This is a genomic window from Micromonospora sp. NBC_00858 (assembly GCF_045207365.1).
Lineage (GTDB): Bacteria > Actinomycetota > Actinomycetes > Mycobacteriales > Micromonosporaceae > Micromonospora.
Genome location: NZ_CP108828.1, coordinates 266,217 through 282,614, shown reverse-complemented (window position 1 = coordinate 282,614; position 16,398 = coordinate 266,217). Strand labels below are relative to the sequence as shown.

Here is a 16,398-nt window from a genome sequence, read left to right as displayed (position 1 = left end):
GTGCCTCACCGGAGGTGGTGCTGGGGGGAAGCGAGGATCGCCCGCGCGACGGCGGTGATGGCCCCGTTGAACGTGGCGTCGACCTTGGCGCTCGCCGGTACACCGGCCACACCGAGGACCAGGTTCTTCTCGCGGGCGGTCAACTTCTGGTTCACCAGCCGCTGGGCGAGCGCGTCCACGTACGCCCCGGCGGTGGCCGGTGGCTTGGCGACCAGCTTCTCCGGCGCGGTGTACGTGAAGACGGTGCGGTAGCCGGCGAGGAGTTCACCGGCCTCGTTCCAGCCGTTGACCATGGTGCCGGCCGAGGTCCAGGCGACGTAGACGTCCGGGTAGCCGTCCGGGGTGGGCTGGCCCATCGGGTACTGGCCCAGCTCGCGCAGCTTGTCGTGGATCTGCCGCAGGCCGCGGGCGTACGGGGTGCGCTTGCTGTCACCGTTGTTGTGCTTCGGCGACGCGTCCGGCGAGACGCCCAGGGTGCGGTACGTGGCGGCCAGGTACTCCATCGGCCGGCGCACCTTCTGCCCCACCGCGGCCCAGAACTCCGAGGAGCTGAACAGCGTCATCAACACCGGCTTGATCATGCCGTTGTTGGTGGAGTACGTCTTGGCCAGCCGGTCCACCAGGGACTTCGGCGGGGTGTCCGAGACGAACCGGGTCGCCAGGCTCTGCGCCACGTACTTCGCGGTCGACGGGTGCAGCGCGATGTAGGTGATGTACGCGTCGATCGCGGCTTCGGCCTTCTTCGGGTCCGACGAGTTGTTCGCGTGCGTGAAGGTGAGGATCTTCACCTTGCCGACGTAGTGCTGCTCGGGCCTGAAGACGTACTTGCCGTCCTGGACGCCGCGGCCGGTCTGGAGCAGGGCCGCCTGGCGCACGTCCGGCTCCTTGTAGCCGCCGTCCACGCCGACCGAGTAGAGCTCCAGGTTCTCCCGGGCGAGGTTCTCGTTGATCGCGTCCTTGCGGGAGTCCTTCTGGTTCAGGTAGATCAGCAGCGCGGGGTGCTTGTTCGCGGCGACCAGCATCTCCGGGTAGCTGCCCAGCGCGTGCGCCCGCACGACGTCCTTGTCGAACGAGTTGCGGTACACCTCGCCGCCGTCGAAGTCGGCGGCGACGTGCAGGAAGTCGTTCCAGAAGTCGACCATCACCTCGAACAGCTGGCGCTTGGACCAGATCTGCCGGGCGATGGTGGCGTCGACCATCTCCCGCTCCGGCTGGGCGCCCTGGTCGTTGAGCGTGTCGCGCTGGTCGCGCAGCTGCTGCACGCTGAGCTTCTGGGTGGGCAGCTCGGCGAGCTTCAGCTCGGCCTTGCTCGGTTCGAGCTTGTCCGGGTCCAGTTGCGCGCGGATCCAGCCGTCGATGCCCAGCTTCTTGATGTCGGCGACCACCGCGGGCGTCGCCCCGAAGGTGGCCCGCCGGGCCAGGTGCAGGATCGGGTCCTTGGCCAGCACCGTCTTGACGGTCACCTTGGTCTCCGCCGCGGCCGCGGCCGGGCCGGAGAAGGTGCGCCCACCGGTGGGCGAGTTCTTCTTCAGCGCCTCGCCGGCCCGGGAGCCCATGTAGCTCTCGTTCTGCTCGGTGTAGGTGCGCACCGTGCTGGGCTGCTGGCCGCTGGGCCGAGCCGCGGTGCCGTCGGTGACGGTGCTGCCGGTCGCGTCGGCCGCCGCCTCGTCACCGAACAGGCTGCGGAACTGCGGGGTCATGGCGAGTGCCGCGCCACCGGCGACGACGGCGGCGGTGCCGCCGAGCGCCACGATGGCCTTGCGCCGGCCGACCTTGCGGCCCGGCTCGTCGTCATCGTCCAGGGTGGGCAGTCCGGTGCCGGCCGGCCGGGCCGGGGCCGGGCGGCCAAGACCCTCCGGGCCGACCCACTGCGGTCCACGCGGGGCGGGAGCGGGGTGTCCGGCGTGCGCGTACCCGTCGGCGTACTGCTCGCGCGGGTCGGCCTGCGGGTAGCCGCCCTGGTAGGTGTGGGGCGAGTCGTGCCCGTACGACGCGGACGGGTTGTGGTCGCCGTACCCGTCCGAGGTGTGGTGCTGGCGTCCGTCCCAGCCGCGGTCGTCCCGCGGTCGACGTGGTGGCACATTCTGGTCGGCCATGTACCAATCCCGATTTCTGATGAGCGCCGAAAGCTGCGACCGAGCAGGTGCGGCAGGTGCGGCGACTGTTGCCTGAGGGGGTTGCTACGGCAAAGTAACCAAGGCCTCAGGTGCCTTCAAGGTGGGCGGAAGACCCCCGTGAGGGCACTTAAGACACCGCTCAGCGCCGCGTTGGCGGCGGGCCGCGTACCGACGCCGAACCCGGACCTTCCCAGCAGGGCGGACGTACGGCAGCCGGGTACGGATCGGACCGCGTCGCCGTGTTTGACACATTCAGCGTCGTTGTCCACCACAGGGAAATTTAAGGTCCGGATAAGCGGTACGTGAGGTTGCCTCGGGACCGAGGAAAGTAGCAGCAACGGGTGAGCGTGAGCCGCCGCAACAGCGGGTATGCCGCCGAACCGCTGAACGCGTGAGGGGAAGGCAGCGCCATGCTCAGCAAAGAGGATCAGCGCAGGTTCGACCAGATCACCCGTCAGCTCCGCGAGAGTGACCCGGCTTTCTTCAACCGGCTGGACCATCGGGTCCGAGCCCGCAGGGGCCGTTACCTGATGTTGTTGACCATCGTGCTGTGGGCGTCGCTACCGGCGATGACCGTGTTCGCCGGCCGGCTGGCCGGTGCGATCTGCGCGGTGGTACTGGTGGCCAACGCCGCGATCATGTGGCGGTTCCGCCGCCGCTGGACGTGACGGCTCACCGGTCGGTCGGGCCGAGCGCCCGGTACGCCCGGCGCAGCCGTTCGAGCAGTCCCGGCCCGCCGATTGCCGGCGCCGGCGGGCCGAGCTGGCGCAGCAGCAGATCCGGCCCGGTCGCCAGCCGGGGTGGCCGATCGGGCAGCGGCACCGGCGGCAGCCAGAACCGGTCCACCGCCTCCGCCAGGGAGGTGGCCGACAGCCCGGCGAGCGCCCGGGCCGCGCCGGCCGGCGGTGCGGCGACGCCCACCGCGGACCCGCGTCCGTCCGGAATGGACTGCGTGTCCGGGTCGGGCGACGCGGTGACCGGTCCGGGCGACACCGGTGCGCCGGTGGCCTCGGCCCGCCGGGTCCGGAGCTGGTCGAGCAGCTCCGCGCGAGCCCGGCCGCGCCAGTGCAGCAGCTCGAACGGGTCCGCGTCGAACGCCTCGGCCAGCAGGTAGAAGGTGGCCGCGAGGTGCTTGCACGGCACCGCGAAGTCGGGGCAGCTGCACCGCTGGGTCAGCTCGTTTACTCCGGTGGGGAAGAGCGGCGCACCGGCGGCGACGAACAGCTCCTCCAACTCGTCGGGGAGGTCCCCGGCGAGTAGTCGGGCGCTGAAGAACGCCTGCCCGGCCAGCTCCTCCTCGATCCGGGACCAGAGCCCGGTCGGGAACGGCGCCAGCGCGATGGAGACCTGGTACGGCTGCGGCCGGGAGCCCTGGACCACGGCGCTGACCAGCCCGGGTGCGATGTCGAGCTTGAGCACCTGCCCGGCCCGCGCGTACGACCGGCCACGGGTCAGCCGGGTGCCGAGCGCGAACGACTCCAGCACCTCCAGAAAGCGCCGCGACCACCAGGACTGGCCGATCGCGCCCCGGGCGCTGCGCGCCCGCAGGCCGCCGTCGACCCGCCGGGGGCGGCCGTAGTCGGCGAACCGGTCACCGGACGGCTGACTCACTCCACCACCGCCCCGGCCTCCAGGGTGAACAACTCACGCAGTTGCCCGGTGGACAGCTCGGTGATCCACTGCTCGCCGGTGCCGACCACCCGCTCGGCGAGGCTGCGCTTGTCGGCGATCAGTGCGGCCACCTTCTCCTCCACGGTGCCGGCGCAGACGAACTTGCGTACCTGCACCCGCCGGTGCTGCCCGATCCGGAACGCCCGGTCGGTGGCCTGGTCCTCCACCGCCGGGTTCCACCACCGGTCCACGTGCACCACGTGGTTGGCGGCGGTCAGGGTGAGACCGGTGCCGCCGGCCTTGAGGGAGAGCACGAACAGCGGTGGCCCGTCCGCCGACTGGAACCGCTGCACCATGGCGTCTCGCTCGGCCTTGCCGAGCCCGCCGTGCAGGAACAGCACCTCCCGGCCGAACCGTGCGGACAGGTGACCGCGCAGCATGGCGCCGAACTCGGCGTACTGCGTGAACAGCAGCGCTCGCTCGCCCGCCGCCAGCACCTCCTCCACGATCTCGGTCAGCCGGGCCAACTTGCCGGAGCGGCCGTCCAGCGGCGAGCCGTCACGCAGCAGTTGGGCCGGGTGGTTGCAGACCTGCTTGAGCCGGGTCATGGTGGCCAGCACCAGCCCTCGACGTTCGATGCCGTCGCTGGACTCGATCTTGGCGAGCATGTCGTCGACCACCACCCGGTACAGGGCGGCCTGCTCGGCGGTGAGGTTGCAGAGCACCTCCATCTCCAGCTTCTCCGGCAGGTCGGAGATGATCGAGGAGTCGGTCTTGAGCCGGCGCAGCACGAACGGACCGGTGATCCGGCGCAGCCGCTCGGCGGCCTCGGCGTCGCCGTTGCGCTCGATCGGCTCGGCGAATCGCTTGCGGAACGTCGCGGCCGGGCCGAGCAGGCCGGGGTTGGCGAACTGCATGATCGACCAGAGGTCGGCGAGCCGGTTCTCCACTGGCGTGCCGGTGACCGCCACCCGCTGCCGGGCGGGCAGCGCGCGGACCGCCTCGGCCTGCCGGGTCGACGCGTTCTTGATCGCCTGCGCCTCGTCCACCACCACCCGGTGCCAGTCGATGCCGGCCAGGTCGACGGCGTCGCGGGCGGCCACCGAGTAGGTGGTGAGGACCAGGTCCGCGCCGTGCGCGGCCGCCGTGAACTCCGCCCCCCGGGCCCGCTCCGCCCCATGGTGGACGTGCACGCGCAACCCCGGGGTAAACCGCGCCGCCTCCCGCTGCCAGTTGCCGACCAGCGACATAGGACAGACCAGCAGGGTGGGCCCGGCGTCCGGCGGGTCCCCGGCGAGCAGCGCGAGCAACTGCACGGTCTTGCCCAACCCCATGTCGTCGGCGAGTACGCCGCCCAGGCCGAGTGACCGCAGGAAGGCCAGCCAGGCCAACCCCCGTCGCTGGTACGGCCGCAGCGTCCCCTGGAAGCCCGGCGGCGGGTCCATCGGGGTGAGTCGACGCTCGACCGCACCGGCGAGCAGGTCGCCCAGCGCCCCGTCGGCGGTCACCTCCAGCACCGGCAGCGAACCGGTGTCCGCGCCGTCGGCCAGCCCGAGGCGGAGCAGGTCGGCGACGGTCAGCTCGCCGGCTGACTTGAGCAGGCGCAGCCCGGCGGCGAGCCGCCCCGGGTCCAGCTCCACCCACCGGCCGCGCAGGCGCACCAGCGGGGTCTTCATCTCGGCCAGCGCGGCCAACTCCTCGGCCGACAGCGGCTGGTCGCCGAGTGCCACCTCCCAGCGGTAGTCGACCAGGGCGTCCAGCCCGACTCCGGCGTCGGCGCCGGCCACCGTGCCGGGCGCGGTCCGGCTGCGGGCGCGCAGCCGGGCGCCGAGCCGCGCCGACCGGCGCTGCCACCAGGACGGCAGCAGCACCCCGAAGCCGGCCGCGTGCAGCACCGGGGCGCCTTCGCTGAGGAACCGGTGTGCTCCCTCGACGTCCAGCTCCATCGCCTCGGGCGCGGCGGTCCGCAGCGCGGCGTCCAGGTCCGGCCAGAGCCGGCTGGCGCGGCCCAGCTCGGCGAGCAGGGTCTCCTGCGGGCTGGCCGCACGACCGCCCAGGCCACCGAGCGTCTGCGGCGCTCGCCAGACCTGCCCTGCGTCGACGTGCAGGCTGGGCTCGTCGGCCGCCTGCAACCCGAACTCCAGCCGCCACCGCCCACCGCCGGCCAGCTCGCCGACGACCGGGCCGCCGTCGGAGAGGGCGCTGTCGGCCGGGCCGGTTGCGACCTGCTCGGCCTCGGTGCCCGCCGAGCCGGCGGGGCCGATCGTCGGCGGTCGGGTGGCCAGGATCGGTTCGGTGACCTCGTCGGGGGCCGGTTCCACCAGGCGGAAGCTGGCCCGGACCGGGCCGCCGGCGGCGTCGCGTTGCCAGGCCTCCAGTTCGCTGCGGAGGGTGGCCAGCGCCACCGCGTCGACGGTGAAGTCACGGCGAGGGCCGGCGAGCGCGGCCAGCCAGGCCGGCGCCGGGCCGCCCGGCCGCAGCCCTCGGGCCAGCGTGGTGGTCGCGAGCGCGGCCCGGGCGGCGGCGTCGGTCAACGCGTCGAGCGCGTCCGCGACCAGCACACCGGCCGTCAGCTCGGTGCCGTCGGAGCGCGGCGCGGCCGACGCGATCCCGTCCGGAGCGGCAGCAGCGGCCGGTGCTGTGGCAACGGCAGCAGTGGCGGCGGGCGCAGTGGCGGCAGCTCGGGCGGCGGGCGGCAGGGCCAGCGCCAGCGACCGCGCCCAGCCGGCGTCGGTGCCGGTCAGCAGCGGTCGCCAGACGGCGAGCGCCGTCACCTGCGCGCCCGTGGCCGCCGACGGCGCTCCGCGTCCAACGGCCGGTGGGCGCGACGGGTCGGCGACGCCAGCACCCGACATCGCGGTGCCCACCGTCGTGCTGACGCCGGGTAGGACACGGCCCCGGGCCACCAGGTCCGCGGCGAAGTCGGCCAGCTCGGCGAGGTGGCGCAGGGTGGCCCCGGGCACCGCCGGGAGGTCGTCCAGGGCACGCAGCAGCGGCAGCGCGTCGTCCGGGGCGTACACCAGCACGGGGACCCGCCACCCGGCCAGGGTGAGCCGGCCACGGGCCGGCGGCGCGACGGCGGTCCGGATCAGCTCGGGTGAGTCGGTCGGCGCGCCGGCCCGGGTGGGCAGGGTGAGCAACACGGTGTCCGGGCGGGCCGGCTCGGCGGCGTCAGCGAGGGCGGTGGCCAACGCGGCGTGCCCGGCGGCGAAGGGGTGCGGGCGCTCCCGGGGCGCCCGGCCGGGGCGACGCGGCGCGGCGGCCGGGGCGGCGCTGTCCTCGGCCCAGACAGCGAGGCCGGCGGTCGAGCCGTCACCGGGCAACCACAGCCCGTGGATGACCAGCACGTGCTCCCCCTCGTCGCCGCCCGTGCCCAGGATAGGCGGCCCCGATGGGCCAACGACCGCACCCACCGGCCGACGCGTACCGCCCGCGTGAGCTCAGAACGCGCCGGTCTCGCCGTCGGTCAACTCCCGCAGGATATCGGCGTGCCCGGCGTGCCGGGCGGTCTCCTCGATCAGGTGGACCAGGATCCAGCGCAGCGACACCTCACCGAGCTGCGGGTGCGGCACCACGTGATCGAGGTCGAACCGCGCGGCGACCGCCCGGGACCGGGCACAGGCCCGCTCGTACGCCTCGGCGAGGCCGTCGACGGTGTCCTGCTCGTCGAGCGTGAAGCTCAGCACCGCGTCCTGCTCCGAGGTCAGGTAGACGTCGCCAGGCTCGGGAGCCAGCAGGGCCGGGAACCAGTTCCGCTCGACCAACGCCAGGTGCTTGACCAGCCCGGCGACCGTGGTCACCGAGGGCACCATCCGGCGGGCGGCCTCGGCGTCGGACAGGCCGCGCAGCTTGCGCAGCACCACGCCACGGTGAACGTCGAGGAACGATTCCAGTACGGCACGCTCGTCGCCGGTGCGGGCGAGCACCGGGCCGAGCGTCGGATCGATGGAAGGCTCCGCCATTCGCCGACCCTAGCCACGCGCCTGCCGTCCCGCTGCCCCGCTATCCGCTGCGAGGTGGCCGCGCGACGGGCAGGATGGGCGCATGGCTTCATCCGTGCAGATCCTCCTCGTCGGCGGCACGGCGGACGGGCAGAGCGTCACCGTCGAGTTGGACAGCAACGGCCGTCCACCACTGACCCACCATCACCTCGGGTCCGGTGGGCTGGCCGAGGCGCAGATCTACGAGTTGGAGTCCGCCCGCGAGGACGACCGCGAGTGGCGCTACCGGTGGACCGGCCCGGCGGTGTGACCGCCGGCTCAGGCCCGGGTGAGGGTGTGGCTGCGCAGGCTGTCCAGCACGCCGCGGGTGACCTCGGAGGTGCCCCGGGCCAGCTCGCAGACCTCGGCCACCCGTCGGGCGGTGGCTTCGGCGCGCTCCTCCCGTTCGTCCCAGAGCTGGTCGACCTCAGCCAGTAGCGGCCCCTCGACCTCCCGCTCCACGCCGCGCAGCGCCGGCACGCCGAGCCGCTGGGCCAAGTCGAAGACCTTGCCGGCGTACGGCAGCGGCAGGAACGGTGTGCCGACCATCGCCGCGAAGATCAGGAAGTGCAGGCGCATGCCGACGGCCAGGTCGAAGTGGCGCATCAACCCGAGCACCTGCTCGGGTGAGTAGGTGCCGTGCAGGATCCGTCCCCGGTCGGCGGCGACCATGTGCGACAGCACCCCGTGGGCGTGCCGGATGTCGTCGCGTTCCATCGGCACGAACAGCACGTACGCGTCGATCCGGTGCACCAGGAAGTCACCGATCTGGGCCAGCAGCCGGTGGTAGCCGTCCACGTCGAGGCGTTCGGCGGCCCGTCCCGGCTCCCGCACGCTGATCCCGACCAGCCGCTTACCGGCCGGCACCCCCTCCTCGGCCAGCAGGTGGGGCGGAAAGTCCTCCGGCTGCAACAGGAACGCCGGGTCGGCGGTGACCGTGATCGGGTTGAGCAGCCCGGCCTCCTCCAGCACCATCCGGGACTCCTGGTCACGAACGGTCAACTGGACCGCGCTGGACAGCGTTTCGCGGACCATGCCGGTGTCCACCCCGTCGCTGAGCGGCCCGACCCCCACCGCGTACGTGATCAGGGGCAGGCCGCGTTCCTGGGCGACCCGGACCACCCGAAGGTAGCGGCGGGCCTCCCGGTCGTAGAGGATTCCGCCACCGCCCAGGATGAGCAGGTCGAGCTGGGCCAGGACCAGGGCGGAGTCGGTGCGGCTGACGCCCTCCCACGGCACCGCCTCCACGTCGGGGTGGGCGGCCCGGGTGTGCTCCGGGTGGCGGGAGAAGACGATGATCCGGGCATTCGGCTCCTGCTCGCGCAGATCGGTGAGCAGGCCGGTGAGGATCGCCTCGTCGCCGAGGTTTCGGCCACCGTACGAGCCGAGCACACCGATGGTCAGTCCGGCGCCGTGCGTCATCCGTCGCTCCTCCCCAGGTGCGGTCCGGGCCGGGTTCCCGCTGGGTAGGTGAACAGTCCTGCCGGGGAGACCCTCCCGGCCGGTGCGCGGCTCGCGGACCCCGAACCGGGACAGTTCCACCTCGGTGAGCTGAATCATCCGCCGTGCGTGCCCGCGTCCCCGGTGTGCCGGATCCACCTCGATGTTCTGGATCCGGGCCCGACGGGACGGCCCGGCGAGCACGACCCGGCGATGATGGCGGGGTGCGGATCGCCCACGTCAGCGACAGCCATCTCGCCAACCCGGAGGGTGTGGCCACCTCGGTCGGCACGACCGTGGCGCTGCTGCGCGCCGCCGGCCACCAGGTCGTCCTGCACTGCCCCGGCCCAATGTCCCGGCGGCGCCGCCGGGAGGGTGAGGTGCCGTCGCTGCCGGTGCCGACCCGGCCGTACCGACTGGCGCCGCCCAGGCCACCGGACGTGCCGGTCGACGTGGTGCACGTGCACACCACCGGCCCGCTCGGCATCGCCGGGCTGCGCTGGGCCGCCGGGCGGGGCGTACCCGCCGTGCTCACCTGGCACACCGATCTGGTGGCGTACGCGGCGCACTATCCCGAGGTGCCGATCGGCGCCGCGTACGCCGGCCTGCGGCTGGGCCTGCGCTGGCGGGCTCGGGACCTGTGGGCGCTGGCCCGCCCCGGGCCGGCCCGACAGGCTCGGCTGGCCGCGCTCGCGCGGTGCCTGCTGGCGCACACCAGCGTGCTGATCGCCCCGTCGGCGAAGACCGCGGCGCTGATGGCCCCGATGGCCGGGCGTACCCCGATCGTGGTGCTGCCGACCCCGGGCGCCGCGCCGGGCGCCGACGCCGACGACCGGCGGCGGCTGCGGGCCCGGCTGGGCATCGCGGCAGATGCGCCCGTGCTGCTCGCGGTCGGCCGCGCCACCCCGGAGAAGGACCCGGAGCTGCTGCTGGCCGCGTTCGCCCGGGTCCGCCGCGAGCTGCCGGCGGCGCGCCTGGTGCTGCTCGGGGCGCGGCGGCACCGGCTCGCGGTCCGCCGGACGGCCCGCCGGCTCGGCGTGGCCGACGCACTGCACCTGCTGCGCCCGGTGCCGCGCGACCGGGTCGGCGCGCACTACCGGGCGGCGGACGTGCTGGCGTTCCCCTCCCGCACCGACACCCAGGGCCTGGTGCTCAGCGAGGCCGAGGCGTACGGACTGCCGGTGGCCATGGTGGACTCCGCGCTGGCCGAGCGGCCCGGTACCGGCACCACGCGGCCGGTCGCCGAGCCCACCGCGGCGGCGTTCGGGGCGTTGCTGACCCGGCTGCTGACCGAACGGGAGCTGCGGGCGGAGGTGGTCCGGGACGGCCGGGCGGCGGTGGCGGCCTGGTCCGGGCCGCGCTACCTGGCCGAGCTGACCGCGTTGTACGCGACGCTGCCGCCCGTCACCGCAGCGGACGCGACGACAACCGGCCCACCTGGGCCAGCACCAGCGGGAGCTGCCATCCCCGAGGCACGGCGAGGTGACGCGGGGACCAGACCGGCGCGAACTTCGCCTTGAACCGGCGCAGCCCGCGAAAGCGGTACCAGCGCTCGCCGTACGCGTACACCGCCCGGCCCAGCCGGCACAGCGGGTCCGCGCCGGTCAGCCCGGACAGCGGGGCCAACCCCAGCTCGACACTGGCCAGGCCCCGGTCCCGGGCCGCGTGCAGGACCTCGACGAGGAGGTGGTCCATCGCCGTGGGTGGCGCGTCCGGGTGGTACCGCAGCAGGTCCACGCCCCACCTGTGCGGCGTCGGCAACAGCGCGGCGAAGGCCACCACCCGCGCCCGCTGCCGCAGCACCGCGACCGGTAGTTCGGCCAGGTAGTCGGGGACGAACCCGCCGAGTGAGAACGACATGTCCGGCCGCCCGGCCAGCCAGGCATCGGAGACCGGGCGCAGTTCGTCGAGCAGTCCGGCGCCGGGCAGCACGGCGAACGACAGGTCGTCGCGGCGGGCCAGCCGACGCCAGTTGCGGCGCAGCGCCCCACGCTCCGGCCCGCTCAGGGCGAAGTCGGCCAGCGGCACGCTCGCCGACTCCCCCACCGGGTGCACGGCGAGACCCAGCCGGCGCAGCTCGGGCAGGAGCGGGTCGCCGACGTGGTACACCGCCGGGCGCCGGCCCGCCCTTCGGGCCGTAACGAAGAAGTCGGCCAGCAGTTCGTACCGCTCGGCGGTCGGCCCGACCGGTGGGCCGAACGCGATCCACGAACGGCCGCACACCCCGTACATCAGGAAGCTGCCCCCGGACGGCGAGAAGTGGAACCGCTTGTCGCCGAGCAGCGCGAGCGCCGAATCCGGCTCCCGCTCGGTGTCGGCGGCCAGGATCGCCCGCACCCGGTGCAGTTGTTCGTCGTGGCGTCCGTCGATGCGGCGATGGTAGCGTCCGCCGCGTGTCCGGCCGGGTCCTGCGGGTGAGCGCCGCCGTGGTGGTCGCCGTCGGGCTGGTGCTCTCCGTGATCGCCGCGCGCGACGAGCCCGTCGAGCTGCTGTTCTACTTCACCGTGCAGGTCAACCTGGCCTACCTGGTGGCGCTGCTGGCCGGCGGCGACCGGCTGCGTACCGCGCTCACGGTCTACCTGGTCGGCACCGCCCTGGTCTTCGTCCTGGTGCTGGCCAACCCGTGGAGCGGCTACGCCATGGTGGCGACCACCGAAGCCCGGGGGCCAATCTCGGACGCCGGCAACCTGCTGCTGCACGCGGTGGCGCCGCCGCTGGCCGCCGCGGAGTGGCTCGCCCGCCGTCCCCGAGCGGCCCTGCGCCCGGTGTACGCGGTCAGCCTGCTCGGCTATCCGTTGGTGTGGCTGACGGTGATCCTGGTCCGCGGCGCCCTCGGCGGGGACGAGGACCGCTACCTCTACCCGTTCCTCGACGTGCCCCGACTCGGCTACCCCACGGTCGTCCTCAACGCCCTGCTCTTCGCCCTGACCCTGCTCCTGATCGCCCTGACCGCCGTCCACCTCACCCGCCCTCCTCCCCCCTCCCCTTCCCCCGTACCCCCGGCCGATCCCACCCCTCGGTGATCATGAGGTTGACGGGCGGTTCGATCTCGACGAGGCACGCCAACCCCATGATCACCGGGGCGGGGGTCGGTGGGGTGGGCGGGGAAATGGGTTGTCTGGCGGGGTGGGCGGGCCGCACCGTGGGGGGATGACGGGGCGGATCACTGCGCGGATCGGTTGGACGGACCTGCCCGAGCGGGTCCGGGCCACGGTGGAGGAGATCATCGGTGATCGGGTGGTCGAGGCGGTGTCCCAGCCGGGCGGGTACTCGCCGGGCACCGCCGATCGGGTCCGTACCGCGACCGGACGGCGGGCGTTCGTCAAGGCGATCAGCCCCGCGCAGAACCCGGACAGCCCGGTCATGCACCGCGCGGAGGCCCGGACCGCCGCAGCGCTGCCGGTCTCGGCGCCGACGCCCCGCCTGCTCGGCTGCCACGACGACGGCGAGTGGGTGGCGCTGGTCTTCTCCGATGTGGACGGTCGGCACCCGACCACGCCGTGGCGTACCGACGAGCTGTTCCGCGTGCTGAGGGCCCTGGAGGCGATGGCCGTCGCACTCACCCCGAGCCCGGTGGCGCACGTTCCGACCGCAGCCGAGCGGCTGGCCTGGGACTTCGCCGGCTGGCACCGGATCGCCGCCGAGCCGCCGGATCGGCTGGACCCGTGGGTTCGGGCGCACCTGGACCAACTGCGCGCCGCCGCCGACCAGGGGATCGCCGCGCTGACCGGTGACACGCTCTGCCACGTGGACGTACGGGCCGACAACCTGCTGGTCGACGCTGCCGGCACGGTCACCGTGGTCGACTGGCCGTGGGCCTGCCGAGGGCCGGCCTGGCTGGACACCGCGTTGCTGCTGGTCAACGTCCGGCTGCACGGCGGGCACGACACCGAGGCGCTGCTGCGCCGGTTGCCGCTGACCGCCGGTGTCGACCCGGCCACGATCACCGGGTTCTACGCCGGGTTGGCCGGCTTCTTCGCCGACGGCGCCCGGCGTCCACCGCCGCTCGGCATCCCCACCGTCCGCGCGTTCCAGCAGGCCCAGGCCGACGCCCTGCTTCCCTGGCTGGCCCAGCGCCTCCCCTGACCCGACTCGTCCGGCTGTTGTCGCGCCGCCGGGTCGTGGAGACCGTCGCTGACGTGCTCGACCTGACTGGTCAGGGTGTCGCCGGGGCCGACTCCAGCCGGTGTGCCAGTTGCGCCAGGTCGTCGAGGCGCAGATCGCCGTCGAGGCCCTTCAACGCCGCGGTCATCGCGCCGGCCGCGCGCCCTGCCCGCAGTCCCACCTCGGCATCCTCGACGACCAGGCATCGCGCCGCGGACACGTCGAGCAGCTCGGCGGCCCGCAGGTAGCCCTGCGGATCCGGCTTGCCCACACTGACGTCCTCCACGGTGACCAGCACGGGCGCAACGATGCCGGCCGCGCCGAGTCGGGCCTCGGCCAGCCGGGCGTCGGCGCTGGTCACCACCGCCCACGGCAACCCCAACCGGGCAAGTGCCATCAGCAGTTCGTGGGCACCGGGGGTCGCCGTCACGTCGGACAGGTCGTCGTACTGCAACGCCAACTGCCGCGCCGCCGCCGCTGCGACCTCGGCGTCGTCGAGCGCGGGCAGTAGCCGGCGAATGGTCTGGTCGGCGGGTCTGCCGTGCGCGATCGCCAGCGCCGCCGCAGGGGCGACGCCGTACTCGGCCGCCCAGGTACGCCAGGCCCGCTCGACAGCGGCGTCGGAGTCGACCAGGGTGCCATCCATGTCGAACAGCACCGCGTCGATGCCGGACAGATCCACGACCACGCACCTCCAATAAGCTCGTCTCACGAGGATATGGGGCGAAAATTCCGGCGACCGGGCCGGCCTCGACGACGTCACCAGCGAAGCCGCCCACACGGCGTCGAGGTAGCGGAAAACGGACCTCGGGGTGCGAGCGAGGCGTCCGATGGCCGCCAGACGGCGGGTCGGCGCGGCGACATGATCATTCGCATGACGACGATGACACTTGACGGCAAGGTCGCCCTGGTGACCGGGGGTTCCCGGGGCATCGGGGCCGGTATCGCACTGCGCCTCGCACAGGATGGGGCCGACGTGGCGCTGACCTACCGGCAGAACGCGGAGCAGGCCGCGATCGTGGTGAAGCAGATCGAGGCACTGGGCCGGCGGGCACTGGTCATCCAGGCCGACGGCGCCGACCCGACCGCCGTGCGGGACGCGGTCGACCGGGCGGCCGCCGAGCTGGGCCGACTGGACATCCTGGTGAACAACGCCGCGGTGTTCCTGGTCGGCGCCATGGGCGAGCTCGGCACGGCGGAGGTGGAGCAGACGATCGCGGTGAACATCCGGGCGCCGTACGTCGCCGTCCAGGCGGCGCTGCGGCACCTGGGCGACGGCGGGCGGATCATCAGCATCGGCAGCAACGTCGGTGAACGAGCGGTCTTTCCCGGCCTGGCGCTCTACTCGATGAGCAAGACCGCCCTGGTCGGGCTGACCCGGGGCCTGGCCCGCGAGCTGGGCCCCCGGGGCATCACCGTCAACCTGGTCAACCCCGGGCCCACGGACACCGACGCCAACCCGGCGGACGGGCCGAACGCGGCGGCCATCGCCGGCTTCACCGCCGTCGGCCGCTTCGCTCGCCCCGCCGACATCGCGGCCACCGTCGCACACCTGGCCAGCCCGGAGGCCGGCTACGTGACCGGTGCGGTGGTCAACGTGGACGGCGGCTTCACCAGCTGAGGACACCGGGCGCGCCGGATCACCCCGGCGCGCCCGGCACTCGAACCATCCCCGTGGCTCGACGGGCGGGTCAGGCGGGCGCGCCGACCTGGTGGGTGAGGAACGGCAGCACCGCCGCCGGCAGGGCCGGCGCGCCGACGATGTCGTAGTGCGTGTGCCCCGGCAGCACGGCCAGCCGGGCGGCCGGACGGTCGGTGCCGTCCCAACCGGCGTCGCGGTGCCCGCCGCCGAGCAGCCCGAAGAACTCCGCCACGTGACTGGTCGGGATCGAGTCGGCGTCGGCGAAAACCAGCAACGTCGGGATGACCAGACGCGCCACCTCGGCGGACCAGTCGTAGTCGCGGCGCAGCAGGTCACCGGTCTTGGCCCAGAGCTGAGGCCAGTCCTGCGGGCGCGGGGCGACCCGCTCGTAGAGCTGGTGCGGCGGCGTGCCACGCATCTGCTCGCCGACCCGCTCGTCCTGGGTGGCCATGGCCGCCAGCACCTCCGGGTACCAGCCGGCCCGCTTGCACGGCGTGGAGACCAGCACCAGCCGACGCACCAGCGCCGGATGCTGGATGGCGGTACGCAGCGCGACACCGCCGCCCAGCGAGTAGCCCAGCACGTCGGCCGAGGACAGGTCGAGGTGCTCGAGCAGCGCGGCGATGTCGTCGGCCATCGACTCGTAGCGCAGCGGGCGGTCGATGTCGGCGGTGCGCCCGTGGCCCTGGAGGTCGACCGCCACGACCCGCCTCCGCTGGCTCAGCGCCGGCACGATCGGGGCGAGCATCTCCACCGACCCGTAGCCGCCGTGCAGCAGCACCAACGGCTGGCCGTCGCCGTGCGACTCGTACCAGAGTCGCAGCCCGTTGACCTCGGCGTAGCTCACCCGGCACCCCCGTTCGTCGGCGTCACCCGTCCCGATCCAACACCGGGCGTACGACATCGACGAACGAAATCCGACGATTCGTCCGTACCTCGATCGCGGCGAGCCAGCGCTCCCGGTGCCGCTCGCGCAGCGGCACCGTCGCGTCGCCCGGCTCGCCACCGAGCCGGCGCTGGTCGGCGTACTCGCCGCTGACGCTGGTCAGCACCGACCGGGCCGCCGACGCGACCTCCGCCGGGCCTTCCAGCAACACCAGGTTGTACGCCTCGTCCACGGCGCGCATCGCCGCGTACGCCTCGTCGTAGCCGGGCGCCGGCTCGTCCCCGCCGGCCTCGACCCACCGCCGGTCCAACCGCCGGTACGCCTGGTCGCAGGCGCTCAGGAACCCGACGTACGCGTCCCGCCGCAGCTCGTCCCGGTGCGTCGCCCGCCGCTCGGCGTTCTCCTGGCGGGCGACGGTGAGCTGGTGAGCCAGTTGCCGACGGGTGCTGAACGAGCCGACCAACCCGGTCAGGGCTGCGGCGGCCAACGTGGACAGTGCGGTGATCAGCGCGACGGCGACGGTGTCCTGCACCCGCCCATCATGGCGTTACCAGGATCGGGCGCCTCAGCGGGAGTTACCGACGGGAGCGGAGCTGGCGACCGTGCACACCGGATGAC

Annotated in this window: 14 protein-coding genes and 2 pseudogenes; 6 read left to right on the top strand and 10 right to left on the bottom strand. The window is 73.7% G+C overall.

Annotated elements, in window-relative coordinates:
• Window positions 1-5: 5 nt before the first annotated feature.
• The gene (locus OG990_RS01380) at window positions 6-2,096 is read right to left on the bottom strand and encodes a DUF1800 family protein (RefSeq protein WP_406078700.1); all 2,091 of its coding nucleotides are present in this window, start codon (window positions 2,094-2,096) and stop codon (window positions 6-8) included.
• A gap of 431 nt (window positions 2,097-2,527) precedes the next feature.
• Between OG990_RS01380 and OG990_RS01375 the strand changes: the two genes are divergently transcribed.
• Window positions 2,528-2,785 (top strand): DUF3040 domain-containing protein, encoded by a 258-nt coding sequence (locus OG990_RS01375; protein ID WP_074313327.1) that lies wholly within the window; start codon window positions 2,528-2,530, stop codon window positions 2,783-2,785.
• A gap of 4 nt (window positions 2,786-2,789) precedes the next feature.
• On the opposite strand, the gene OG990_RS01370 is transcribed toward OG990_RS01375, so the two are convergent.
• The 4 genes and pseudogenes from OG990_RS01370 to OG990_RS01355 all read right to left on the bottom strand — a co-directional run bounded on the left by OG990_RS01370 (window position 2,790) and on the right by OG990_RS01355 (window position 7,690).
• The gene (locus tag OG990_RS01370) at window positions 2,790-3,728 is read right to left on the bottom strand and encodes an SWIM zinc finger family protein (RefSeq protein ID WP_406078697.1); all 939 of its coding nucleotides are present in this window, start codon (window positions 3,726-3,728) and stop codon (window positions 2,790-2,792) included.
• A pseudogene (locus OG990_RS01365) lies at window positions 3,725-6,295 on the bottom strand (DEAD/DEAH box helicase); the annotation flags it as partial. The pseudogene OG990_RS01365 and the gene OG990_RS01370, both read right to left, overlap by 4 nt.
• Before the next feature lie 107 nt (window positions 6,296-6,402).
• Window positions 6,403-7,075 (bottom strand): annotated as a pseudogene (locus tag OG990_RS01360) (ATP-dependent helicase); the annotation flags it as partial.
• Window positions 7,076-7,168: 93 nt separating this feature from the next.
• Window positions 7,169-7,690, bottom strand: a complete 522-nt coding sequence (locus OG990_RS01355) for a DinB family protein (protein WP_406078695.1) — start codon at window positions 7,688-7,690, stop codon at window positions 7,169-7,171.
• Between the two features lie 82 nt (window positions 7,691-7,772).
• Here OG990_RS01355 and OG990_RS01350 point away from each other — a divergent pair, with 82 nt between their 5' ends.
• The gene (locus OG990_RS01350) at window positions 7,773-7,979 is read left to right on the top strand and encodes a hypothetical protein (RefSeq protein ID WP_328419047.1); all 207 of its coding nucleotides are present in this window, start codon (window positions 7,773-7,775) and stop codon (window positions 7,977-7,979) included.
• A gap of 8 nt (window positions 7,980-7,987) precedes the next feature.
• Here OG990_RS01350 and OG990_RS01345 read toward each other — a convergent pair whose 3' ends face one another.
• Complete coding sequence (locus tag OG990_RS01345) at window positions 7,988-9,130, bottom strand: polysaccharide pyruvyl transferase family protein (RefSeq protein ID WP_328419048.1); 1,143 nt, start codon at window positions 9,128-9,130, stop codon at window positions 7,988-7,990.
• A 242-nt stretch (window positions 9,131-9,372) separates the two neighbouring features.
• On the opposite strand from OG990_RS01345, the gene OG990_RS01340 reads away from it, so the two are divergent.
• Entirely contained in the window at window positions 9,373-10,668 is a 1,296-nt protein-coding gene (locus OG990_RS01340; protein WP_406078693.1) for a glycosyltransferase, read from the top strand.
• On the opposite strand, the gene OG990_RS01335 is transcribed toward OG990_RS01340, so the two are convergent.
• Complete coding sequence (locus OG990_RS01335) at window positions 10,553-11,485, bottom strand: phosphatidylglycerol lysyltransferase domain-containing protein (protein WP_406078691.1); 933 nt, start codon at window positions 11,483-11,485, stop codon at window positions 10,553-10,555. The genes OG990_RS01340 and OG990_RS01335 overlap by 116 nt on opposite strands.
• A gap of 56 nt (window positions 11,486-11,541) precedes the next feature.
• Between OG990_RS01335 and OG990_RS01330 the strand changes: the two genes are divergently transcribed.
• Together OG990_RS01330 and OG990_RS01325 are read left to right on the top strand one after the other, a co-directional pair.
• Window positions 11,542-12,171 carry a Pr6Pr family membrane protein gene (locus tag OG990_RS01330; protein WP_406078689.1) on the top strand — a complete coding sequence of 210 codons (630 nt, stop codon included), beginning with the start codon at window positions 11,542-11,544 and terminating at the stop codon, window positions 12,169-12,171.
• 127 nt (window positions 12,172-12,298) lie between these two features.
• Complete coding sequence (locus OG990_RS01325; protein ID WP_406078687.1) at window positions 12,299-13,234, top strand: phosphotransferase family protein; 936 nt, start codon at window positions 12,299-12,301, stop codon at window positions 13,232-13,234.
• 70 nt (window positions 13,235-13,304) lie between these two features.
• On the opposite strand, the gene OG990_RS01320 is transcribed toward OG990_RS01325, so the two are convergent.
• Entirely contained in the window at window positions 13,305-13,934 is a 630-nt protein-coding gene (locus tag OG990_RS01320; RefSeq protein ID WP_406078685.1) for an HAD-IA family hydrolase, read from the bottom strand.
• A gap of 192 nt (window positions 13,935-14,126) precedes the next feature.
• Between OG990_RS01320 and OG990_RS01315 the strand changes: the two genes are divergently transcribed.
• On the top strand, window positions 14,127-14,873 hold the full coding sequence (locus tag OG990_RS01315) for an SDR family NAD(P)-dependent oxidoreductase (protein WP_386984252.1): 747 nt from the start codon (window positions 14,127-14,129) through the stop codon (window positions 14,871-14,873).
• Between the two features lie 70 nt (window positions 14,874-14,943).
• Here OG990_RS01315 and OG990_RS01310 read toward each other — a convergent pair whose 3' ends face one another.
• Both OG990_RS01310 and OG990_RS01305 read right to left on the bottom strand, forming a co-directional pair.
• The gene (locus tag OG990_RS01310) at window positions 14,944-15,741 is read right to left on the bottom strand and encodes an alpha/beta fold hydrolase (protein WP_406078683.1); all 798 of its coding nucleotides are present in this window, start codon (window positions 15,739-15,741) and stop codon (window positions 14,944-14,946) included.
• A 22-nt stretch (window positions 15,742-15,763) separates the two neighbouring features.
• The gene (locus tag OG990_RS01305) at window positions 15,764-16,312 is read right to left on the bottom strand and encodes a hypothetical protein (RefSeq protein ID WP_406078681.1); all 549 of its coding nucleotides are present in this window, start codon (window positions 16,310-16,312) and stop codon (window positions 15,764-15,766) included.
• Window positions 16,313-16,398: the final 86 nt, after the last annotated feature.